The 22534-nt window shown below is 73.2% G+C and carries 18 protein-coding genes and 1 pseudogene; 5 read left to right on the forward strand and 14 right to left on the reverse strand.

All coding sequences use genetic code 11. From position 1 onward, the window contains the following. Nucleotides 1-780, reverse strand: coding sequence for a GNAT family N-acetyltransferase (locus tag ABIC70_RS18460; RefSeq protein ID WP_043382476.1), 780 nt, complete (start codon nucleotides 778-780; stop codon nucleotides 1-3). Beyond that, complete coding sequence (locus ABIC70_RS18465; RefSeq protein WP_354440493.1) at nucleotides 777-3725, reverse strand: amino acid adenylation domain-containing protein; 2949 nt, start codon at nucleotides 3723-3725, stop codon at nucleotides 777-779. The genes ABIC70_RS18460 and ABIC70_RS18465 overlap by 4 nt, the downstream gene beginning before the upstream one ends. Nucleotides 3726-3910: 185 nt before the next feature. Between ABIC70_RS18465 and ABIC70_RS18470 the strand changes: the two genes are divergently transcribed. From ABIC70_RS18470 to ABIC70_RS18480, 3 genes are read left to right on the forward strand one after another with little or no spacing between them, the layout of a single operon-like run. Continuing rightward, nucleotides 3911-4915, forward strand: a complete 1005-nt coding sequence (locus ABIC70_RS18470) for a GNAT family N-acetyltransferase (protein ID WP_236952900.1) — start codon at nucleotides 3911-3913, stop codon at nucleotides 4913-4915. A gap of 31 nt (nucleotides 4916-4946) precedes the next feature. Then, the gene (locus tag ABIC70_RS18475; RefSeq protein WP_043354124.1) at nucleotides 4947-6278 is read left to right on the forward strand and encodes a lysine N(6)-hydroxylase/L-ornithine N(5)-oxygenase family protein; all 1332 of its coding nucleotides are present in this window, start codon (nucleotides 4947-4949) and stop codon (nucleotides 6276-6278) included. Next, nucleotides 6275-7687 (forward strand): MATE family efflux transporter, encoded by a 1413-nt coding sequence (locus tag ABIC70_RS18480; protein ID WP_354440496.1) that lies wholly within the window; start codon nucleotides 6275-6277, stop codon nucleotides 7685-7687. Before ABIC70_RS18475 ends, ABIC70_RS18480 begins: the two co-directional genes overlap by 4 nt. 24 nt (nucleotides 7688-7711) lie before the next feature. Here the strand turns inward: ABIC70_RS18480 and ABIC70_RS18485 are convergent. After that, nucleotides 7712-8212, reverse strand: a pseudogene (locus ABIC70_RS18485) (sigma factor); the annotation flags it as partial. A 360-nt stretch (nucleotides 8213-8572) separates the two neighbouring features. On the opposite strand from ABIC70_RS18485, the gene ABIC70_RS18490 reads away from it, so the two are divergent. Then, nucleotides 8573-8968, forward strand: coding sequence for a DUF3307 domain-containing protein (locus ABIC70_RS18490; RefSeq protein ID WP_043357581.1), 396 nt, complete (start codon nucleotides 8573-8575; stop codon nucleotides 8966-8968). 34 nt (nucleotides 8969-9002) lie between these two features. Here the strand turns inward: ABIC70_RS18490 and ABIC70_RS18495 are convergent, their stop codons facing one another. Then, the gene (locus ABIC70_RS18495; RefSeq protein ID WP_354440498.1) at nucleotides 9003-11258 is read right to left on the reverse strand and encodes an SLC26A/SulP transporter family protein; all 2256 of its coding nucleotides are present in this window, start codon (nucleotides 11256-11258) and stop codon (nucleotides 9003-9005) included. A 295-nt stretch (nucleotides 11259-11553) separates the two neighbouring features. On the opposite strand from ABIC70_RS18495, the gene ABIC70_RS18500 reads away from it, so the two are divergent. Beyond that, nucleotides 11554-12981 (forward strand): hypothetical protein, encoded by a 1428-nt coding sequence (locus tag ABIC70_RS18500; protein WP_075379949.1) that lies wholly within the window; start codon nucleotides 11554-11556, stop codon nucleotides 12979-12981. Between the two features lie 4 nt (nucleotides 12982-12985). Here ABIC70_RS18500 and ABIC70_RS18505 read toward each other — a convergent pair whose 3' ends face one another. The 10 genes from ABIC70_RS18505 to ABIC70_RS18550 form a co-directional block, all read right to left on the reverse strand. Then, nucleotides 12986-13255 (reverse strand): hypothetical protein, encoded by a 270-nt coding sequence (locus tag ABIC70_RS18505; RefSeq protein WP_043357569.1) that lies wholly within the window; start codon nucleotides 13253-13255, stop codon nucleotides 12986-12988. Between the two features lie 149 nt (nucleotides 13256-13404). Then, nucleotides 13405-14580 carry an FMNH2-dependent alkanesulfonate monooxygenase gene (gene ssuD / locus ABIC70_RS18510; RefSeq protein ID WP_043382379.1) on the reverse strand — a complete coding sequence of 392 codons (1176 nt, stop codon included), beginning with the start codon at nucleotides 14578-14580 and terminating at the stop codon, nucleotides 13405-13407. 19 nt (nucleotides 14581-14599) lie between these two features. Next, complete coding sequence (locus tag ABIC70_RS18515; protein WP_043382382.1) at nucleotides 14600-15451, reverse strand: ABC transporter ATP-binding protein; 852 nt, start codon at nucleotides 15449-15451, stop codon at nucleotides 14600-14602. Continuing rightward, the gene (locus tag ABIC70_RS18520; protein ID WP_354440502.1) at nucleotides 15451-16233 is read right to left on the reverse strand and encodes an ABC transporter permease subunit; all 783 of its coding nucleotides are present in this window, start codon (nucleotides 16231-16233) and stop codon (nucleotides 15451-15453) included. The genes ABIC70_RS18515 and ABIC70_RS18520 overlap by 1 nt, the downstream gene beginning before the upstream one ends. Next, entirely contained in the window at nucleotides 16233-17255 is a 1023-nt protein-coding gene (locus tag ABIC70_RS18525) for a sulfonate ABC transporter substrate-binding protein (protein ID WP_354440504.1), read from the reverse strand. Before ABIC70_RS18525 ends, ABIC70_RS18520 begins: the two co-directional genes overlap by 1 nt. An 18-nt stretch (nucleotides 17256-17273) precedes the next feature. Beyond that, entirely contained in the window at nucleotides 17274-18233 is a 960-nt protein-coding gene (locus ABIC70_RS18530) for an aliphatic sulfonate ABC transporter substrate-binding protein (protein ID WP_354440506.1), read from the reverse strand. 8 nt (nucleotides 18234-18241) lie between these two features. After that, nucleotides 18242-18817: an FMN reductase gene (gene msuE, locus ABIC70_RS18535; RefSeq protein ID WP_043355222.1), complete on the reverse strand. Its 576-nt coding sequence runs from the start codon at nucleotides 18815-18817 to the stop codon at nucleotides 18242-18244. Between the two features lie 445 nt (nucleotides 18818-19262). Continuing rightward, nucleotides 19263-19625, reverse strand: coding sequence for a hypothetical protein (locus ABIC70_RS18540; RefSeq protein WP_043382391.1), 363 nt, complete (start codon nucleotides 19623-19625; stop codon nucleotides 19263-19265). A gap of 145 nt (nucleotides 19626-19770) precedes the next feature. Continuing rightward, a complete protein-coding gene (locus ABIC70_RS18545; protein WP_043355225.1) occupies nucleotides 19771-20811 on the reverse strand; it encodes a sensor histidine kinase in 1041 nt (346 codons plus the stop codon). After that, entirely contained in the window at nucleotides 20798-22306 is a 1509-nt protein-coding gene (locus tag ABIC70_RS18550) for an ATPase domain-containing protein (protein ID WP_043355227.1), read from the reverse strand. Before ABIC70_RS18550 ends, ABIC70_RS18545 begins: the two co-directional genes overlap by 14 nt. Nucleotides 22307-22534 lie beyond the last annotated feature (228 nt).

Below are 22534 nucleotides of genomic sequence, written 5' to 3' on the forward strand. Positions count from 1 at the left end.
TCAAGGCGGGCTCGTGCACAGCAGGGTGGGCGCGCAGACCGTCCGGAAGCCCGCCCGGACGTAGAGCGCCTCGACCGCGCCGCCGGCCGGGCATTGCAGGAAGACCTGGGTGGCCCCGCGGGCCCGCGCCTCGCGCAGGGCCGCGACGGTCACGGCGGTGCCCAGGCCGCGACGCTGCCGGTCGGCCCGCGTGCTGACATTGTACAGCCCCGCCCTGTCGCCGCGCAGGTAAAGGCTCGCGCAGGCCGCCGGACCGGTGGCGTCGCGCAGGACGAGGTGCAACGGCGCGAGTCCGGTCCTGCTCCGGGCCGCGCGCAGGGCCGGGATATAGAAGCGGCGCAGATGCGTCCGCACGCCCGGGTCGTCGGACAGGTGAGCGAAGACCCGCTCGAAATCCGGCCCCGGCGCGGGCGCCGCCTGCACGGTGATCGCGCCACCCGCCGCGGACGACGACGGCCGCGGCCACGCCACCATCCAGCTCGCCGGGTAGAGCGCCGCCGGCTCGAACAGATCGCGCAGCAGCGCCACCTCCGCGTCGTCCCGGGCCAGGAAGGCCGGCGCCCGGGCACGCCCGAGGGCCGCGGCCCCCGCCCAGGCGAACTGGTCGGGCCGATGCACCCCGAAGGCGAAGTTCAGGGTCGGGTCCGGAATGCTCCGCGACCAGACGTAACCCGCCCCCCCGGGGCCGTGCTCGACGCCGTCGATCAGGGAGCCGGTGAGCGCGGCCACATGGGCGTCGCGCAGGGCCTCGAAGGTCAGATCGGGATCCCGCGGAGTCATGCGGCGGTCCCGGCGGCGGCTCCGGCGGCAGTCCCGGCGACGGTCCGCGCGGCCCGGCCCCATGTCCCGGCACCGGGCGCCATCAGCGCGGCGATCCGGTCGTGGAGATACGGTGACAGGACGATGTCGAGATGATCGGTTTCCGGTACGGTCTCCACCGCGAGAAGCCGGCTGGTGAGCGCGGACCAGTCGATCACCGGCAGGCCGCGGGTCAGGGACTCCGCCGCCACGAAGCTGTGGACCGGCACCGCGGCGGGTTCCAGCCGGAGGCTGCGGAACTGAATGGCGTGGTCGACCAGCGTCCAGAGCATCCGCTCCCGGCTTCCGACCTCGGGTCCGTCGGTCGGCAGGGGCTGCGGCTCGGCGGCCAGGAAGCGCAGGAACTGCAGGTCGGCCTCCGGGTCCATGCGGGCGCGCAGGGCCGCCCAATGCGCACGCATCGGCGAGCGCTCGAGCCAGGCGCCGACCAGCGATTCGTGGGCCGCCCGCTCCTCGGGCGCGATCGGCCGGCCGGCGCCGGGGGCGAAATTGGCCTCCAGGCCGCAGGCATCGAGCATGCCGACGCACCCCAGGGGGAAGCCGGGGCCGAGCCGGCGGGCGGTCTCGTAGGCCAGCACTCCGCCCCAGGACCAGCCCAGGAAGACGCACGTGCCGGCGCGGCCGCGCATCAGGCCGCGCACCCGCTCGGCATAGGCGTCGGCGAGGTCGGCCACCGCCGGCAGCGGCCGGACCGCCTCCACCAGGGAGGCGCACAGGAAGCCGTGCGCCTCCTGCCCGGGGCCGAGATGGGCCACCAGGGGCTCGTATTCCCGGGTGCTCACCAGGAGTCCCGGGAACAGCACCAGCACCGGCCGGTCGCTCTCCGGTTGCCCGGCGGACAGCCGGACCGTGGGGGCGAGGCCCTCGTCGGCCGCCTCCGCTCCGGCATCGATCCGCGCCGCCAGCTCCGCGATGGTGGGATCGCGCAGGAGGTCCGCCACGCCGATCCCGCCCCGGGGCGCGATGAGGCGCAGGCGCGCCACCAGCCGCAGGGCCGACAGGGAATCGCCGCCGAGTTCGAAGAAGCGCCGGTCCGCCACCCGGACCGGAAAGCCCAGGACCTCGGACCAGATCCCGGCGAGCCGCCGCTCCGTGGCGGAGCCGGGGGGCCGCCCGCGCCGGTCGTCGGCGGCGGGGTCCGGCAGGGCGTGGCGGTCGAGCTTGCCGTTGGCGGTCACCGGAAGCCGGTCGAGGAGGGTCAGGCTCGCCGGCACCATGGGCTCCGGCAGGGTGCGGGCGAGGCCGGCGCGCAGGCGGCCGGGCTCCGGGCGGCGCCCGCGTGACGGCACGACGTAGCCCGCGAGATAGGCACCGGCCGGGCCCTCCCGGCGCAGGACCACGGCCTCCGCGACGCCCGGCAGCCCCCGCAGGGCCGCCTCGACCTCGCCGATCTCGATCCGGTGGCCGCGGATCTTGACCTGATCGTCCGCCCGTCCGGCGAAGGCGAGGCTGCCGTCGGGGCGGCGCCGCACGCGGTCGCCGGTTCGGTACATCCGGCCGCCGCCCGCGGCGAAGGGGTCCGGCAGGAACCGCTCGGCGGTGAGCGCCGGACGCGCCCAATAGCCCCGGGCGAGGCCGCCGCCGATGTAGAGCTCGCCGGTTTCCCCCGCGCCCACGGGTTCGAGATCGGGCCCCAGCACGTAGGCCGCCCGCGCGCCCACCGGGCCGCCGATCGGCGCGTAGGGCTCGTCGAAGGTCGCGTCCGGCGGCACCGCCCAGATCAGCGGCGAGATCACGCATTCGGTCGGGCCGTAGCCGTTGATCAGCAGCCGGGGCTTCAGGGCGCGTCCGAGCCGCGCGAAGGTCTCCCGGGGCATCCCCTCCCCGCCGAAGGAGTAGACCTGGACCGAAGGGGCCTCGCCCAGGCGCTCGGCCCAGTCGGCGAGCTGGCCGATGAAGCTCGTGGGGAAGCCCGCATGGGTCACCCGGTGCCGGCGGATCTGCGCCAGGGTCTCGGCGGCGGTCCAGAGGTCGGGGCCGCGCAGCACGATGCAGCCGCCGGCCACGAGGGGCGTCATCCAGCGCTCGTGGGCGCCGTCGAACGCGAAGGACAGGACATGGAGCTCGCGCGACTCCGCGTCCATCGCGTAGGCCGCGGCCGTGGTCCGGCAGTGCATGGCGAGCGGGCCGTGTTCCACGAGCACGCCCTTCGGCATGCCGGTGGAGCCCGACGTGTAGATCAGGTAGGCGGCATCCCCCGGCTCCGGCATCACCGGGGCGGCGGCGGCTCGGTCGGCTTCCAGGGCGGCGGGATCGAGCCGGGCGAGGCCCGCCGGAAGCTCCAGGCGCGCGGCGATCGCCGGCGTCGTGACGCAATGCGCGATGCCGGCATCCGCCAGCATCAGCTGCACCCGGGCGGCGGGGTATGCGGGATCGAGGGGCAGGAAGGCCGCGCCGGCCCGCAGAACCCCGAGCAGCGCCACGATCATCTCCGGCGACCGCTCCAGCGCCACCGCGACGCGGTCCCCGCGCCCGATCCCGCGGGCCGCGAGCCCGGCCGCGAGGGCGCAGGCCCGGGTGTCGAGCTCGCCCCGGGTGAGCGTCCGGTTCCCGAACACCACCGCCGGCCGCCCGGGCTCGGCCGCGGCGAGGCGGGCGAGCCGGGCCGGGACGCTCTCGCGGTCGGCGTCGGGGGCTGGCTCCGACAGGGGGACGGCTTCGGGTGCGTGCGCCGGATCGGCGATCCAGTCCCGCGCCGCCGCGATCCCGCAGGGGCCGTATGCCCGGCTCCAGCCGGCGGGCAGCGCCTGGCCGGCCGGCCAGAAGGCGCCGTGCCCGGCCCGGTCGAAGGCCACCACCACCGGTGCCAGGGTCCAATCCCCGGCCGCGTCCGCGGTCGTGTCCCCGCCCGTGTCCGCGATCGCCGCCTCGTCCGCCATCGCCGCCTGGCCGGTCTGCCTGTCCATCCGCTCGCTCCTGCGCCGCTCCGGGCCTCGATGAACTGACGGTTGAGGCGGGGGGCCGTTCACGGCGGCGCCCCGGGGCCTCCGGGCCGCCCCCGCACGAAAGGTCTGAACGCCGGGCGGCCCCATCCGTCAGGGAGGTGCCGGCGACACGCGGAGGACGGATGACGGACGCTTCGAGGCCCAGCATGTCCAGGGACGGGATGCACGACGACACGGCGCACGCCGACGCGCGGGTGCCGCTGGCCCTGGAGGGGACCCGGGAGGTGCCGGTGATCCGCCTCGCCGGTTCGGTCGAGCCGGCGGCCGCCGTGGATGCGATCCTGGCGCGCGCCGAGGCGCTGACCGCCGAGGACACGCGGGTCCTGCGCATCGCCGTGACGGCCGATCCGGCGACGACCGGGCGACTGCTCGACCTCGGCGCGGCCCGGCGCAGCGGCGACGGGGTCGAGATCCTGCCGGGGCTTCTCTGGCAATGCGCCGCCCGCTGGCTTCCCGCGGTCCGGCCGCCGTTCCCCGAGCTGTTCACCGCCACGGACGGGCGCCGCCACCCGCTGCGGCCCGGGACGCCCGCCGGCACGGTCTACGCGCGGGCGATCCCCTGGCTCGGCCGCACCGTGAGCTTCCGCACGATGACGGAGCCCGGCGACGTCGCCCTGTTCTCCGCCTGGATGAACGATCCCCGGGTCGCCGCGATCTGGCAGGAGACCGGCACCCTCGCGGCGCATGCCGCATACATCGCCAAGCTCCAGTCCGATCCCGCGACCCTGCCGCTGTTCGGCTGCCTCGACGGGAAGCCGTTCGGCTATTTCGAGCTGTACTGGGCGCGGGAGAGCCGCCTCGGGCCGCTCTACGAAGCCGGGCCCTACGACCGCGGCTGGCACGTGGCGATCGGCGACGAAGCCGTCCGCGGGCGGCCCGTTCTCTCGGCGTGGCTGCCGTCGCTGATGCATTACCTGCTCCTCGACGAGCCGCGCACGCAGCGGATCGTCGGCGAGCCCCGGGCCGATCACGCCCAGCAGATCCGGAATCTTCACGCCTCCGGCTTCGCGACGATCGCCACCGTCGACTTCCCCCACAAGCGGGCGGCCCTGGTCGCCCTGTCGCGCGAGCATTTCGTCCGCGACCGGCTCTGGGTGCCGGGCGCGGCCGCCGCCGACGCCGCGCCGCGGCCCCCCGCCGTGCCGGCCTAGACCGCCCCCCGAGCGAACAGAGATGCGAGCGATGACGGATCACCCCGCGACCGACGACATCATCGGCATCGGCTTCGGCCCGGCCAACCTGTCCCTGGCCATCGCCCTGCGGGACGCGATGGGCGACGGGCCGCCGCGGACGTCCCTGCGGTTCATCGAGCGGCAGGATCGGTTCGGCTGGCACCGGGCGATGATGCTGCCCGGCGCCGACATGCAGATCAGCTTCGTGAAGGACCTCGTGTCCCTGCGCGATCCGACGAGCCCGTTCAGCTTCCTCAACTACCTGCACGTGAAGGGGCGGCTCAGCACCTTCCTCAACCTCAAGACGTTCAACCCGTCCCGGGTCGAGTACAACGACTACCTGGCCTGGGCGGCGGACCATTTCTCGGACGTGGTCGCGTATGGCGAGACCGTGGAGGCCGTGCGGCCGGAGATCCGCGACGGCCGGCTCGCCGCCTTCGTGGTCGAGGCCCGGGACGGCGCCGGGACGCGCCGCCTGCGCCGCTGCCGTCACCTCGTCGTGGCCGCGGGCGGCGACCCGGCGATCCCGGCCCCCTTCGCGGCCCACGCGCAGGACCGGCGGCTGATCCACTCCTCCTGGTACCTGCCGGGGATCGCGCAGGCCCTCGGGGCGCCGCGCCTGGACGGGCCGGAGCCCCGCATCCTGGTGGTGGGCGGCGGCCAGAGCGCCGTGGAGATCGTCACCGATCTCGGCGCACGCTACCCGCGGGCGCTCGTCGACCTCGCGATCCGCGGGCCCGCCCTGAAGCCCGCCGACGACAGTCCCTTCGTCAACGAGATCTTCGACCCTGCGGCCGTCGACCGGATCCACGGCGCCCCCGCGCCGGTCCGGGCCGAGCTGATCGCCGCCCACCGCGCCACCAACTACGCGGTGGTCGACGCCGACCTGATCCAGGACTTCTACGCCACGCTCTACGAGCAGACGGTGAGCGGCGTGACCCGCTACCGGCTGCGGCGGAGCACCCGGGTGGTGGCGCTGGAGGCGGCATCGGAGGGCTTGCGCGCGACCCTGCGCGACGACGTCGCCGGCACCGAGGAACGGCAGAGCTACGCGGCGGTGATCTGCGCCACCGGCTACCAGCGCGCCGCGGTGCCGGCGATCCTCGATCCCGTGCGCCCGTTCATGGCCGGCGAGACCGCGGACCGGCACTACCGCCTGCCGCTGGAGCGCGCCGAGCCCCGGGTGAGCCTGCACCTCCAGGGCTTCAGCGAGCCGACGCATGGTCTGACCGAGACGTTGCTGTCGATCCTGCCCGTGCGGGCCGGCGCCATCGCGCAGACGATCCTCGAAGAGGAACGCGCCGCCCGGGCGGCCATCCGGTCGGCTGCGGCGGCCCCGTGAGGCGGCCGGTCGATCTCGACCAGGACCGGGTCGTCGCCCTCGTCCTGCGGTTGTCGGGGCCGGCGATCCTCGGCATCTCGGCCCACGCGCTGCAGATGCTGGTCAATGCGTGGTTCGCGGCCGATCTCGGCGCGGCCGCGATCGCCACCATCGCCATCGCGTATCCGGTCACGCTGCTGGTCGCGGCGCTCGGCTACGGGGCGGGGATCGCGGCGGCCTCGCAGGTCTCCCGCGCCCTCGGGGCGGGGGACGACGACCGCGCCGCGGCCTCTGCCGGCCTGGGCTTCTGGCTGAGCCTGCCGGCCGGGCTTGCCGTCACGGCCGCGATCGTCGCCGACACGCCGTTCTGGCTGCGCCTCCTCGGCGCCGATGCCGCCCTCGCCGCGGAGGCCGCGCCCTACACGGCGCTCGCCACGGTCGGCACGGCGCTGATGCTGGTGATGATCGTCGGCGGCTTCATCGTGCGCGCCCAGGGCCATGCGCGCCTCAGCGGCGCCGTCATGGTCGGCAGCTTCGGCCTCAACATCCTGCTCGACGGGGTGCTGATCCGGGTCTGCGGTCTCGGCACGGCGGGAGCCGGCTGGGCGGCGATCGGCGCGCAGCTCGCGGGGGCGGCCGCTTACGGCCTGCATTTCGCCCGGGCGCGGGGGCCGGACCGCATCAGCGTCCGATGGCCCGGCAGCCGGGTCGGGCGGGCGGCTCTCGCCGAGGCCCTGACCCTCGCCGTGCCGGCCACCGGCTCCAGCCTCCTCGCGGCCTTCGCGATGGCGCTGTTCGTGGAGGCGGCCGCCCCCTATGGCGACGCCGCCGTCGCCGCGCAGGGCATCGCCCTGCGGCTGACCCTGGTGGCGGCGCTGCCGCTCCTCGGGACGATGGCGGGCGCCCAGGCCGTCCTCGGCCACGCCGCCGGTGGCGGCCGCCGGGATCGCCTGCACCGCGCCCTCGTCTTCGTGCTCACCGCCGCCCTCGCCTATGGAGCCATCGTGGGCGGCCTGATGATCGTGCTGGCCGAGCCCCTCGCGGGCCTGTTCGCGCAGGATCCGGGGACCGCCCGGGAGGGTGCGCGCGCCACCGCGATCTTCGCCGTGGCCTTCATGCCGGTGGGCCTACAGCTCACGGCCGCGACCCTGTTCCAGGCGATCGGCGCGCCGCGCCGGGCCGCCGCCGTGTCGCTGGCGGCGCAGGGGTTGGCGCTGATCCCGCCGCTCCTGATCCTGCCGCCGCTCCTCGGCTATACGGGGGTGCTCGCCAGCCGGGTCGCGGCCGAGTTCCTGGCCGACGGGATCGGCTTGGCGCTGATGCTCGCGTGGTGCGTCGGCGCGCGCCGGACAGGCGGCGCAGCGCCGGTCGAGGGCCGCGAGACAGTGCAGGTGGCCGCGGCGCACGAGGCCGCACACCAGGGCACGTGAGACCCCGAGCCGGGCCGCGATCTCGATCTGCGGAACGCCCTCGACCCGGTGGAGCTGGAAGGCGGTCCGCACCGGCTCCGGCAGCTCGGCCACCGCGGCCTCCACCTGCCGCAGGGATTCGCGCGACGCCGCGGCCGCCTCGGGGGTTCCCATCCCCGGGTCGGCCGGATCCGGGGCGGCATCGAGGCCGGTGAACAGGCGCCGCTCGAAGCCCTGCCGCCGAGCCCGGTCGAGGGCGAGGTTGCGCACCATCCGCCCGACATAGGCGGCCTGGACCGCATCCGCGGCCTCAGGCGGATCCGCGATGAGCCGGAGCAGCACGTCCTGCACAACGTCCTCGGCCTGGGCCGGGCAGCCGAGGATGCGGCGCGCGCTCGCCAGATAGGCGGCGCGATGGCGCTCGAACGCCGCGAGGTTCCAGGATCCGCCGGGCGGCTGCCGGCCGGAGCCGGGCACGGGAGCCGCCGTGATCCTCTGGCCGGAGAGGCCAGCGTCGTAATTCCGGGCCGCCACGATCCCGCTCACATTGTCCCGCCTGCGTAGCTCACGCAGCCGGGACAGCTATCATGCGGTCGATTTGGACAACAATGTCTATCTTCGTGAATTAGAATGATTAAAATATTCGCTGTTTGGGATGTTTTCGCAGCGATTATCGGAAAGATCTGGTTTCCTGGCGCGAAGAAGGGCGTGACGACTTTCGGGGTCTTGAATCCTGCGGTCCGGCGTCTGGTGTCTGGCGTCCGGTGCCGGAGCGGCCGTGGGATCGGATTTCCGTCCGCGCCAGGGCCGGTCGGCGCGTGTATGCTGGCGGCCTGTCGATTCGGAGCGCGGGATGCGCATCCGAACCCTTCCCCGCAGGATCGCGTCAGGAGAGCCGGGGCCGCGATGCCGTCCGTCGATACGCTCGTCCCGGTGGGTGCCTTCGCGCTGCTGGTCCTCGCGTTCGCCGTGAAGCACCTCGCGGCGGATTTCCTGTTCCAGACCAACTGGATGGCTGAAGGCAAGCAACGGCCGTCCGCGTGGCTCGTCCCGCTCTGCGCCCATACCGGCCTGCACGGCCTCGGCACGCTGCTGATCGCCCTCGCGGTGAAGCCGGCCCTGTGGTGGCTGGCGCTGGCGGACTTCGCGATCCACACGGCGATCGACCGCGGCAAGGCGCTGGTCGCCCAGCGGACGCGCCTGCCCGCCACGGATGCCCGGTTCTGGTGGCTGGTCGGCATCGACCAGTTCCTGCATCAGGTCACCCATCTCGGGTTCGCCGTGATGCTGGCGGCGGCCTGATCCGCGGTGCGGAGGGCGGGCGCCGCCGGGCGCGTCACAGCATCTCCGCCTCGAGCAGACGGTTCGTGTCGGAGACCTTGCCGGCCAGTTCCAGCATCAGGAAGCGCTGGAAGGTGAGCGCCAGATCGGGGCGCTCCCGCTCCATGCGGGCGAGTCCGGCGCGGTCGATGCCGACCACCCGGCAGGGGCTCTCGGCGATGGCGGTGGCGGTGCGCCGGCCGCCCTGGACCAGCGCGATCTCGCCGATCACCGTGCCCGCGGTGGTGGTGCGCAGGCGCAGGTTTCCGCGGCCGGGAACCTCCATCTCGATGGAGACGACGCCCTGCTCCAGGAAGTAGAGGGCGTCGGCCGCCTCACCCTGGCGCATCAGCGTCGCCCCGGCCGTCAGGTCGCGGACCGTCAGATACGGTGCGAAGTCGTCCGGCCCGAACGTGCTGTCCAGCCGATCGGCCATGTGCCGGGCGAAGACGGCGACCTCCCCCGGGCCGGCACCCCCGGCCTCCGCCAGGAGGGTGGCCTCGGCTTCGCGCAGGGCCTCGTCCAGGGTGTCGCGGATCCGGATATGCGGGTCCGCGGTGAGGCCGTTGCGGGCGATCTGCAGGCGTGCGGCCGGATCGAGATGGACCAGCAGCAGGTCGAAGCCCCGCTGCTCGGCGAGCTGGCCGACCTTGCGGAACGCGATGAGCGCCGAGCTGTCGAGCCCGACCGTCTCGCGGAAATCCAGGATCAGGACGCGCAGATCCCCGGCCTCCGCGCCGGCGCGCCGGTAGATCGCCTGGGCGTTGAGAAAGAACAGGTAGCCCTGCAGGGTGTAGATCCGGGTGCGGCCGCCGGCTTCCTGCAGACGCGCCGCGGCGTCGGGACCGCGGATGACGCTGCTGCGCCGCTCCGCCCCGGAGAGCGACCGGCGGATCGCGCCGATCTGCCCGTACTGGACCCCGAAGATCAGGATCGCCAGCAGGACGCCGACCAGGAAGCCCGTGGTGGCTCCGAAGAACGCCGTGGCGGCGCACACGACCAGCGCGATGGCGATCTCCCAGCCCGGAAGGGTCCGGCAGGCGATGTTCAGGTTGAACAGCAGCCCGATGCCGATGGCGATCAGGGCGCCGCCGGCCAGCGGGCGGGGCAGAAGCGCCAGGGGGCTCGCCCCGACGATGAGCAGCGCCGCCATGACGGCCAGCGTCAGCCACCAGCCGAGCCAGTGGCCGCCGCCGATGTTGTGCAGCAGGAGCGTCGAGGTCCGGCCGAAGCCCATCGCGGAGCTGCCGAACAGGCTTCCGACCATGTTGGTGGCGCCGGAGGCCACGAACATCCGGTCGATGTCGAGGTCGCGCCGGATCTCCAGCTCGACGCTCACCACGTAGAGGATCTGGATGATCACCGCCACGACGACCAGGGTGGCGATCTTGGGCCAGATCGGCAGGAGCAGGTGCGGGTCGAAGGCCATGAGGCTGCCGATGGCGGGCGGCCGCAGCAGCGACCCCGCCGGCAGCGGCTCGATCAGCCATCCCGCGGCCTGCCCGGCGGCGACGCTGGTGCCGGTCCAGGCCAGTCCGAGATGGACCACGGCGAGACTCGACAGGATGACCGTGGGATAGGTCCCCCAGTGCCGGACGATCCGGGGCAGGTAGAAGGCGCAGAAGCCGATGCCGAGGGTCAGGGCGATGCGCGCCAGCGCTCCGGCATCGATCCGGCCCGGATCGAGGGCCGCCGGGTCGACGGTGCGGAGCAGGGCCGCCAGCGGATCGTCGACATGGCCGCCGATCTGCACGCCGCTGCGCAGGAACAGCAGCCCGACGCCGCCGAGGAAGCCGGCGAGCACCGGATAGGGCAGGAGCTGCACCAGCAGGGAGGCCCGCAGGGTGCCGAGCAGCGCGAAGACCAATCCGGTGGCGAAGGTCGAGACGCCGCAGGCGACGAGGACGAGCTGGCCCACCGTCTCCGGATCGGTCACGCCCGCCGCTTCCAGCTGCCCGGCGACGCCCGCGGCGATCGCCGCCTGCACGATCGCGGCCGCGCCGATGAAGGAGAGCGAGATCCGCGCGGTCCGGCGGAGCGCGATGAAGACGAGGCTGCCCAGCACGTAGGCCGCGAGCAGGCCCGACAGGCCGGCGGCGCGGCTCTCCGCCAGCGGCCCCGCGAAGATGAGCTGGGAGTAGCTGATGAGATCGAGCAGCAGCACCATCACGGTCACCGCCGCGGCGGCGCCGATGCGTGCACCGCGCAGCAGCCCCTCGCGGCCGCCGGCCCGGGAGGCGGTTCCGGCGGACGTCAGGTCGGGTGTCGTCATCGGCACGGCCTCCACATCGTGCAGTCTCCGGGACTGCCGAGACAGGTTCCCGATAGTCGCGCGGGCCGATCATCACAGAGCCGCAGGACTCAGAGTTCGGCCGCGCGTGTCCTAACCTGATGGCGGCCACGGGCTTAAATTATCGTGCAGGCGTGAGGCTGCCCGAAGGCAGCATCGGCGCGGGCGGCGGACCGCAAAGCCCGGTTGCGGCGCGCGGGTCCCGGTCGGGTATCCGGGATGCGATCCTGGACGGCGCGCGCGCACCTGCTAAGCCGACGGCGCCCAGGAGTCGCCGATGACCGCACCGATCCGACCCACCCGTCCCGCCTGCGCGGCGCTGCTGCTCGCCGGCTTCGCCGGGTCCGCCCGCGCCGCGGATGCGCCGTCGATCGCATGGCCCGAGCCCGGCGGCCGGGCGACGATCAGCCGGCCGTTCAAGGGATCGCCCCTCGCCGTCGGCGTCTCGTCCCGGACCGCGGGCGCCATCGACAGCCTGACCTGGGGCGGCACGCAATTCATCAACGCCCGCGACCACGGCCGGGAGCTGCAATCGGCCGCCGCCTTCGACGGCTACGGGGAGTGCCTGAACCCCACGGAGGCCGGCAGCGATGCCGACGGCACCGGCCCGCGCAGCACGAGCCTGCTCACGGCCCTGCAGGTCGGCGCCGACACGCTCGAGACCCGGTCCCAGATGGCCTACTGGATCGGGCCCGGTGCGACGACCGGCAATTGCCCGAAGGGCCCCGGCCCCCATGCCGGGCCGCGCTCCAACGACGTCCTGGCCAAGCGCGTCACCCTCGGCGCCGAGGGCGTGGCCAACGCCATCGCGTACCGCGCCACCTACGTCACCGCCGAGCCGCATGCCTCCGCGACCTTCGAGGCGGCCACCGCCTACATGCCCCCCGACTTCGCGCAGTTCTGGAGCTACGATCCGGCGACGGGCCGCTCCGCGCCGCTCTCCGCTGGGCCGGCCGAGCAGGGCGTGCCGGTGATCCTGGCCAATGCCGACGGATCCCGGGCCATGGGCGTGTACAGCCCCGCCCTCCCCCAGCCGAGCGTGCCGAACGCGGGCTACGGCCGGTTCAACTTCGCGACCCTGCCGGGCCCCGGCAACGCGACGGTGAAGTGGAACTGCGTCTTCCGCGAGAACAACGTCCCGGCCGGAGCGCACAGCTACACCTGCTACGTGGTGGTCGGCACGCTGGAGGACGTCAAGGCGGGGATCGCGGCCCTGCGGACGGCGCTCGGCGGCGGGCCGGCCGCTCAAGCGCCGCAGGCTGCCCAAGCGCCGCGGGCCGCCCAAGCGCCGCGGGCTGCTATCGCGCCGCAGGCGGCCGTCGCGCCGCCCCCGGCCCCCCGGGCGCCCGGTACGGCGCTCTATGTCGGCACGCAGGGCGGCTGCAACGCCGGCGAGGTGACGATCGACCCGGGGTACAAGGGCTGCGCCACGGCGCCGATCGGCGCCACGCTGGCGCAACCGGGTAACCCCGGCGACCCGCCCGTCTATGTCGGCACGGCGGCCGGGCTCGATGCGGGCCTCGTCACCAGCAATCCCCGCCATCTCGACGCCGGCACGCGGCCGATCGGCTACCTCGCGCGGCCCGGATCCGGCGGGACGCCCCTCTATGTCGGGACGCAGGCGGGGTGCAATGCCGGGGTGGTCTCGACCAACCCGGCGCATCTCGACTGCAGCGGCGCGCCTCTGGGCGTCGCCGTGCGGTGACGGTTCAGCGCGCCTCGCTGAAGCGCTTGGTCGCCCGCTGCTCCTTCTTGTAGGCGGTGATCGCCGCCGAGCAGTTGGGCGAGAGCTTCTTGAGATTGGCCTTGAAGCAGGCTTCGACTTCCGGGCCGCCCGGCGCGTAGGCGCTGCAGAAATCCATGTAGTCGCCGGTGCAGTACTGCTTGAGCGCTTCCCGGGCCGGGGATTGCTCCGCGAAGGCCGCGGCGGGGCCGAGGCAGAGACCGATGGCCAGCAGGGCCGTCTTGGTCGAAGTCATGGACATCCTTTACTCGTCCCGGCCGCGCGCGTACGGCGCGCGGCGATGGGCGGGGCGGATGGACGCCAAGGATGGCGTCACCATGACACCCGGGCAGCGCGAATGCAGATCAGCCATGCCCGGTCCCGGAGGGCGGCCCGATCCTCCGGTCAGTGCGCGCCGACGCGGCGGCTGGGCACGATGTCGTTGGCGACGATCTCCCCGAACGGGCCGTCGTTGCGGGCATTGGTGGCCGGGCGACCCGTGGTGGCGCGCAGCGGCAGCTTCGGGAAGACCAGCTCGGCGAAGCGGTAGGCCTCCTCCAGGTGCGGGTAGCCCGAGAGGATGAAGCGGTCGATCCCGAGATCGATGTACTCCTTCATCCGGTCGGCGACCTGATCGGCCGAGCCGACCAAAGCCGTCCCGGCACCGCCGCGCACGAGGCCGACGCCGGCCCAGAGGTTGGGCGACACCACCAGCTTGTCGCGCTTGCCGCCGTGGAGGGCCATCATGCGGCTCTGGCCGACGGAATCCTGCCGCTTCAGGGTCTCCTGCGCCTTGGCGATGGTGGCGTCGTCGAGCTTCGAGATCAGTTGCTCGGCCGCGTCCCAGGCCTCGCCCTCCGTCTCCCGGGCGATGACGTGCAGGCGGATGCCGTACGAGAAGGTCTTGCCCTTCGCCTCGGCGGCCTGCCGGGCGGCGGCGATCTTTTCCGCGACCTGCGCCGGCGGCTCGCCCCAGGTGAGGTAGACGTCGCAATGCTCGGCCGCCACCGCCATCCCGGCGGGCGAGGAGCCGCCGAAATAGAGCGGCGGATAGGGCTTCTGCACCGGCGGGTAGATCAGCCGGCCGTTCTCGGCGCGCAGATGCGCGCCCTGGAAGGTCACGGTCTCCCCCGCCAGCAGGCCGCGCCAGATCGTCAGGAACTCGTCGGTGACGGCGTAGCGTTCGTCGTGGGACAGGAACACGCCGTCGCCGGCGAGCTCCACCGGGTCGCCGCCGGTGACGACGTTGATCAGCAGGCGCCCGCCGGAGATCCGGTCGAGGGTCGCGGTCATGCGGGCGGCGGCCGAGGGCTCCATCAGGCCCGGCCGCACCGCCACGAGGAAGCGCAGCTGCCGGGTCAGGGGCGCCAGGGCCGAGGCGACGATCCAGGAATCCTCGCAGGAGCGCCCGGTGGGCAGCAGCACGCCGTAATAGCCGAGGGCGTCGGCGCCCTGCGCGATCTGCTGGAGGTAGCCGAGCGACACGTCCCGGGCGCCCTCCTGGGCACCGAGATAGCGCCCGTCGCCGTGGGTCGGCAGGAACCAGAGGACGTCGGCGCGCCCGTCGTGCGATGCGGTCATCGGGAAGCTCCGTTGCGGGTCAGGCGGCCTGCGGCGCGCCCAGAAGATGATCGAGAATACGGCCTTCGAGGCGTGCGAGATCCGGATCCCCGCGTCGGCGCGGGCGCGGCACGTCGACCCGCAGGTCGAGGGCGATCCGCCCGGCTTCCACCACGAGGATGCGGTCGGCCAGCGCCACCGCCTCGGCGACGTCGTGGGTCACGAGCAGCGCCGTGAAGCCCTGCGCCTGCCAGATCCGCTCGATCAGGTCCTGCATGCCGATGCGGGTCAGGGCGTCGAGGGCGCCAAGGGGTTCGTCGAGGGCGAGCAGGCCCGGCCGGCTCACCAGCGCCCGGGCCAGCGCCACCCGCTGCCGCTGGCCCCCCGACAGGGTCGCGGGCCATTGTCCCGCCTTGTCGCCGAGCCCGACCTCGGCGAGCGCCGCGAGCGCCCGCTCCCGGCGCTCGGCCCGGGAGCCGAGGCCCGACAGGCCGACCGCGACGTTGTCGACGACCCGCGCCCAGGGCAGGAGGCGCGGCTCCTGGAACATGATCCGCTTCGGCGGCTCCGACCGGCGGGGCGACGTCGCCGGCCCTTCCAGATCGATCCGGCCGCCAGTGGGCGTCTCCAGCCCGAGGATCAGGCGCAGCAGGGTGCTCTTGCCGCAGCCGGAGCGGCCCACCACCGCGGTGAACCCGCCGGCCGGCAGGAACAGGTTCAGGCCCTCGATGACGGCGGTGCCGTCGAAGCTCTTGTGCAGGTCGCGGACGGTGACGGCGATGCCGCGGCCTGCGGGCTCCGCGGGCGGGCGTGACGATGCGGATCCCCCGGCCTGACGGGGTGCCGATCCGGCGTCGGGGAGCGCCTCGCGGCGGACGGCGTCGAGCAGCATCAGGCGCTCCTGTAGGCGGGATTCCAGGCGAGGCAGGTGCGCTTGAGCTGGCGGGTCAGGGCGTCGGCGAGCTTGCCGAGGGCCGCGTAGATCAGGATCGCCAGCACCACGACGTCGACCAGCATGAACTCGCGCGCCTGCATGGCCATGTAGCCGAGCCCCGACGAGGCCGAGATCGTCTCGGCGACGATCAGCGTCAGCCACATGATGCCCAGGCCGTAGCGCAGGCCGACGAAGATCGACGGCAGGGCGCCGGGCAGCACCACCCGGGCGAACAGCTCGCTGCGGGACATGCCGTAGACCCGGCCCATCTCCACGAGGCCCGGATCCACCGAGCGGATGCCGTGCAGGGTGTTGGCGTAGATCGGGAAGAACACGCCGAGCGCCACGAGGAACAGCTTGGCCTCCTCGCCGATGCCGAACCACAGGATCACCAGCGGGATCAGCGACAGGTGGGGCACGTTGCGCACCATCTGCACCGAGGTGTCGGTGAGCCGCTCCGACAGGCGCGACAGGCCGTTGGCGAGGCCGAGCGCGAAGCCGATGCCGCCGCCGATCACGAAGCCCGCGAGCGCCCGCAGGGTGCTGACGCCGAGATTGGTCCAGAGCTCCCCGGTCCGCCCGGCCTCCCAGCCGGCCCGGACCACGTCGAGGGGCGCCGGCATGAAGCGGTTGGAGACGAGGTCCGCCGATACCGCGGCCTGCCAGCCGAGAAGGAGCGCCGCCGGCAGGAGCCAGGGCAGGGCCGTGTCGCCGAGGCGATCGAGCTTGGCGTTGCGCATCAGCGAGTCTCCGCCCGATTCTCGGTCCGGCGCTCGGGCTGCGTCCAGACCGCGTCGGCGACCCGGATCGGTCGCGGCAGGAGGCCCAGCCCGTGGAACGTGTCGGCGACCCTCTGCTGATCGGCGACCGCCGCGGCGTCGAGGGGCGCGACGCCGTAGGACAGCCGTCCCAGGGCGACGCCGAGAACCGGCGCGGGGATGCCCACCGCGGGGGCGAGTTCCGCCGCCACGGCGTCCGCGTGGCCCTCCGCCCAGGCATCGACCTCACCGATCGCCTTGAGCACGGCCGACACGATCTCCGGGCTGGAATCGGTGAAGCCCCGCCGGGACAGGTAGAACTGGCGGTTGGGGGCGAGCCCCTGCCCGTCGGCCAGGACCCGGGCGCCCGTGGCGCGCTCGGCGGCGGCGAGATACGGATCCCAGATCGCCCAGGCGTCGACGGAGCCGCGCACGAAGGCGGCGTTGGCGTCCGCCGGCGCCAGGAAGGCGAGCTTCACCCCGTCATAGGGCACGCCCGCCTGCGCCAGGGCGCGCACCAGCAGGAAGTGGACGTTCGAGCCCTTGTTGAGGGCGATGGTCTTCCCGCGCAGGTCGGCGACGCTGCGCACCGGGCTGTCCTTGGGCACGAGGATCGCCTCCCCCCGCGGCGCCGGCGGCTCGGTGGCGACGTAGCGCAGCTCCGGGCTCGCGGCCTGGGCAAAGATCGGCGGGGCCTCCCCGGCGGAGCCGAAATCGATCGCCCCGGCATTCAGCGCCTCCAGGAGCGGCGGCCCGGACGGGAATTCCGACCACGCCACCGTGACGCCCAGCGGCTGGAGCGCCGTCTCCAGGCTGCCGCGGCCCTTCAGCAGCACCAGGGAGCCGTATTTCTGGTAGCCGATCCGGATACTGCCCGCGGCCCGGGCGGGGCGCAGCATCGCGGCCGCCGCGAGGCCGAGCCCGGCGGACAGGAGCAGGCGGCGGTTCGGCGCCGGGCGGTCGGACGGCGGCAGGGCCAGGGCGCGGGGCGTGCGGTCGGTCATGGCTCTCGGCAGTCGGTGTCAGCCGTTGCGGGCGGGGGCGGTCCAGACCGCGTCGGCGATCCGGATCGGCTTGGGGATCAGCTTCAGGGCGTGGAAGCGGTCGGCGATCCGCTGCTGCTCGGCGGCGACCCGGTCGTTCATCGGGCCGATCACGTAGTCGGTCCGGTCCACCGCCCGGCGCGTGGCGGCGAGGGGCACGCCGGTGCCCTGCGACAGGAGGTCGGCGACGGCGCCGCGGTTCTGCGTGCACCAGGCCGCCACGTCCCCGAGCGCGTCGATCACCGCCTGGAGCACCGGGGCGCGGGTCTCCGCGAAGGGGCGACTCGCCAGGAAGTAGTTGTTCTGCGGGGTGATGTCGCTGGCGCGGGCCAGCACCCGCACCCCCTCCCCCTGCTCGGCGATGGCGAAATACGGGTCCCAGATCGTCCAGGCGTCGATGCTGCCCCGGGCGAAGGCCGCCGCGGCGTCCGCGGGCGCGAGGGTCACCGGCGTGATGTCGGCGTAGCTGAGGCCGGCCTTCTCCAGGGCCGCGATGGTCAGGTTGTGGGCGCTCGACGCCTTGGCGAAGGCGACCCGCTTGCCCTTGAGCTCGGCGAGGCTCTGGATCGCCGAGGCCTCCGGGAGCAGGATCCCCGCCCCCGACCCGCCGGCCTCCTGGGCGGCCGCGTAGACGAGGTTGGCGCGCGCGGCCTGCGCGAAGATCGGCGGCGCGTCGCCGGTCTGTCCGAAGTCGATCCCGTCGAGCGACAGGGCCTCCAGCAGCGGCGGCCCGAAGGAGAACTCGACCCAGCGCACGCTCTGGCCGAGGGGCTCCAGGCGCTTCTCGATGATTCCCTGCTGCTTGGCGACGACCAGGATGCCGTTCTTCTGGTAGCCGATCCGCACCACGCTGGGCTCGGCCGCGCGGGCGCCCCGGACCAGGGCCGGCGCGAGGGGCAGGGCCGCCAGGGCGGCCAGCAGGCTGCGGCGGTTAAGCATCGCCCGGCTCACTCGGCGGCGGCCAGGGCGAGGGGCGCGGCGGAGGCCGACCGGTGGACCAGCAGGGCCGCGAGCTGCCCGCCGGCCTCGGCGGCGCGGGCGCGCACGCCGGCCTCGGTGAGCACGCCGTCGCTGAAATCGGGATCGGAGGCGTAGACGGCCGTCGGGATCTGGAGGGCGCCGAAGAAGCCGAAGAGCGGCCGGAAGGCGTGCTCGACCACGAGCGCGTGGCGCGCGCCGCCGCCGGTGGCCACGATCGCCACGGGCTTGCCGGCCAGCGCCCCCGGATCGACGAGGTCGAACAGGTGCTTGAACAGGCCGGTATAGGCGCCCTTGTAGACCGGCGAGCCGACCACGAGACCGTCCGCCTCCTCGATCGCCGCGAGCACGCTGCGCGAAGACGCCGGGAGCTGGTCGCGGGTCCAGGCGGCGCCGAGGCCGGTTCCGGCATCGACGAAGTCGAGGAGGCGCACATCGAGGGGCGCCCGGGCGCCGGCCTCGCGCAGCACCGCATCCACCAGCGTCCGGGTCTTGGAGGGCCGCTGCACGTTCGCGCTCAGGCCGACGAGTCTCGGTCGTGTCATTCCGGGTGCCTTGCTGCGGGACAGGATGGCGAGCCGCCGCGATCTCGAAGAGCGAGGATGGTGCGGCCGGACATCCGAATAGGTCGATAGAATTGATCGCCCCACGTTCCGCCGTCAATGAAACGCGGTTCCCAATTGTCTCGCGAACGCAAAACGTTCTGCTCGAAACATCTCGCCCCGGATGAGATTTTATCTCAGGATGCCGGGCGGACTCGCGCCGAAATCTTGTGCCGCGGCGGCGTGGTCGCGCGGGAAACGAAGCTTTCGTCTCCCGGAGGGCCCGGCGTGAGAAGGGCGCTCTCGCATTCCGCGGGGCTTTGGAAGGGCCTCGTCGGCCGGGAGCCCGGCGGGCCGGCAACCGGCAGACGCTCACCCGTCGGCCGCGAACCCTGGCGGCCCGCCGGGCGGCGGGCCGGTTCCAGCACGCGCCCGGCCGGCGGTCCGTCTATTTGCGGGCGAGGAGATGCAGCACGGTACCGTCGTCGCCGTACTTGTCCCACATCTGCGCGCAGGCCTGCTCCGGACGCTCCCGGAACTGCGTCGCCTCCGCGTCGAGGTCCTGCTGCAGGGCGACCGAGCGCTTCTTCGTGAAGAAATCGGCGTGGTTGAGGTGGTTCTCTCGCGAGAACTGGCGGAAGCGCTCCGTGTCGATACGGACATTCGGGCAGTTTCGGGCGGCCAGATCGGCTTCGATGCCCGGACGCAGGGCCGGAATATCCTTCTGGAGCGCGGATCGCCGGGCTTCGGCCCAGGTGCCGAAGGCGGCCCAGGCGAGGATGGCGGCGACGAGAGGGGCAAACTTGGTCATCGAGAAACGTGTCGCTGTGCTGCGACATCCCAAATCTCGCACCTGCGATCGGTTCGACCTGAGCCGGAGGATGCACCACACTTCTGTGTGAAAGCGCACATCCCGCGGTCGGATCCGGGCCGCCGGGTTTCGAGAACCGGTGCGCTCAGTAGGTCGGGACGACGCGCGTCTCGGGCAGCGGCGCACGCATGGTGAAATGCAGGCCGGCCGGCTGGAAATCGAAGGCGATCTCCGCCTGGCACTGGAGCTTCAGGACGCGTTGCAGCAGCGTCGAGCCGAAGCCCTTCCGCGTCGGTGTCTCCGTGAACGGGCCGCCCCGTTCGGTCCAGTCGAGATGGAGCATGCGTGCCGCCGGCGTCTGCTCGACACCCCAGCGGATCCGGATACAGCCCTCCGGAACCGACAAGGCGCCGTGCTTGGCCGCGTTGGTCGTCAGCTCGTGGATGGCCATGCCGGTCGGGACCGCGAGGTCGCCCATCAGGTCGATCGGCGGCCCGTCCAGCTGGATGCGGGAGCCCTCGACGTCGTTGTAGGGCCCCAGCTCGTTCATCAGCATCTCGCGCAGGGGGGCCTGCTGCCAGTAATCCTCGGTCAGGAGATTGTGGGTCTTGGCCAGCGAGATCACCCGCGCCGAGAACGCCTCGTAGAACGCGTCCACGGTGGTGGCGGACCGGGCCGAAGCCCCGAGCAGCGCCTGCACCGTCGCCAGCGTGTTCTTCACCCGGTGATGCAGCTCGCGGATCAGGAGCGCCTGCCGCTCCGTCGTCCGCTCGCGCTCCTCGAGATGGGCCCGCGCCTCGAGCTGCCGGCGCTTGGCGCGATGGGCGGCCCGGGCCGCCATGATCAGGGTCGCCGGATGGAACGGGCGCTCCAGCACGCTCACGTTGCCCAAGAGGTCGGTCAACTGCGTGTTGGGCTCGGCGCCGCGCAGTCGCAGGAGGATGAACGGGAAGTCGGACCAGGGCGGCTGGGCGGCGATCCAATCCGCCAGCGCCTGCCGGTTCGAGGAGAGCAGCGCCTCCTCGGTCAGGACCGCGCAGGCGGCCGTGTGGAGCCGGGCGACCACCTCCGCGAGGCTGCCGCAGATCTGCGACGCGATCTGTCCCTCGCCGAGGATGGTCGCGGCGACGACGGCGTCGCGGCCCCCCGGCGTGAAGAGGAGAACCGGCGGTTCAGCGTCGGTCATCAGCCCTGTGGGTGGGCAAGAGGGACGACCGTTCACCTTCGAATGTCGGAACGCCGGTCATGATACCCCTGAACGCGCTGAGTGGTTCGCCAACGCGGATCCCGTCGGAGTCGATCCGCAACTCGCGGATCGCGTTCTCATGGCTGCCGGTCCGCTTCTTCACCACCGAGATCGCGCGCCGCAGCCGGCCATCGGCCTCGAAGGTGCGGAACAGCAGGATCGTGTCGCTGAGATAGGTCAGATCGACATTGGCGCCCATCGCCCCGATCATGCCGTGCTGGGCCAGGACCAGGAGCGTGACGACGCCCTGCTGGTTCAGGTAGGTCAGCAACTCGTGCATCTGCAGGAGCAGGTAGTTCTCCTCCGGCATGGCGTTGTGATAGCCGGTCAGGGAATCGATCACGACCGTCGTCACGCCCTGGTGCTCGACCGCCTCCTGCACGATGTCGGCGAGTTCGCCGGGCGAGACCTCCGCCGGATCGATCTGTTCGACCCGGAGATCGCCGGAGGCGATTACGGCGTCGATCGGCATGCCGAGGCCGCGGGCCCGGCGGCGCAGCACGTTCGTGGTCTCGTCGAAGCTGAGGATCAGCACCTTCTCGCCGCGGGCGATCGCCGCGGTGACGCAGGTGAGCGCCACCGTCGACTTGCCGACGCCGGACGGGCCGATCAGCATCGTGCTGGTCCCGCGATCGATGCCGCCGCCGAGCAGCAGGTCGAGCTCGGGGCTGCCCGTGCCGCACTGGTCGTCGGCGAAGGTGCCGAGATGCTCGGCCGCGACGAGCCGCGGGAACACCGTGAGACCGCCGCGCCGGATGACGTAGTCGTGGAACCCGCCCCGGAACGGCGTGCCGCGCATCTTGATCACGCGCAGGCGCCGCCGCTCCCCGCCGTACAGCGGCGCGAGCTGTTCCAGCCGGATCACGGCATGGCTGAGACTGTGCAGATTCAGGTCGTCCGCCTCGGCGGTCAGATCGTCGAGGAGCAGCGCCGTGGTGTTCTGGATGAGCAGGAAGCTGCGCAGGGCGTGGACCTGCCTGCGGTAGCGCAGCGAACCCTGCGAGAGCAGCCGGATCTCGGACAGGCTGTCGAACACGACGCGCTGCGGCTTGGTCCGCTCGATCTCGGCGATCGCCATGCGGATGGTCTCGCCGAGTTCGAGATCGGACGAATGGACGAGGCTCTGCTGCTGGTTCGGGTCGAGGCTGAGTTCCGGCGCGATGAGTTCGAAGATCTCGATGCCGTCGAGGGACCAGCCGTGGCGCCCGGCGACGTTCAGAAGCTCGCGCCGGCTCTCGGACAGCGTGATGTACAGGCAGCGCTCGCCCCGCCGCACGCCGTCGAGCAGGAACTGCATCGCCAGCGTCGTCTTGCCGGATCCGGGCCGGCCCTCGATGAGGTGCGAGCGCCGGGACGCGTAGCCGCCGTCCAGGATGTGGTCGAGGCCGGCCACTCCGGTACAGACCGGCGCCGCGTCTTGATCGGTCACTGCCATGTCCAGGTCTCTGCCGTCGCCCGACGGGCGGGCAGCCCACCGACCGCGTGACGGAACGCGGAGCCCGGTCTCGTACACGAAGGAGCGCGCAGGGCGAAACCCCGTCCGCCGCGCTCCTGCGCCGGCCGAGGCCGTCGGCGCGACCGGGACATCGGTCCTGCCGGACGGCCGCGCCGTGCGGCAGCCGGGATTGGCGCCGCGATGGAGGACCGGCGCCCGCATCCTGCG

The sequence above is a fragment of the Methylobacterium sp. 1973 genome (genome assembly GCF_040545035.1).
Classification (GTDB): domain Bacteria; phylum Pseudomonadota; class Alphaproteobacteria; order Rhizobiales; family Beijerinckiaceae; genus Methylobacterium; species Methylobacterium fujisawaense.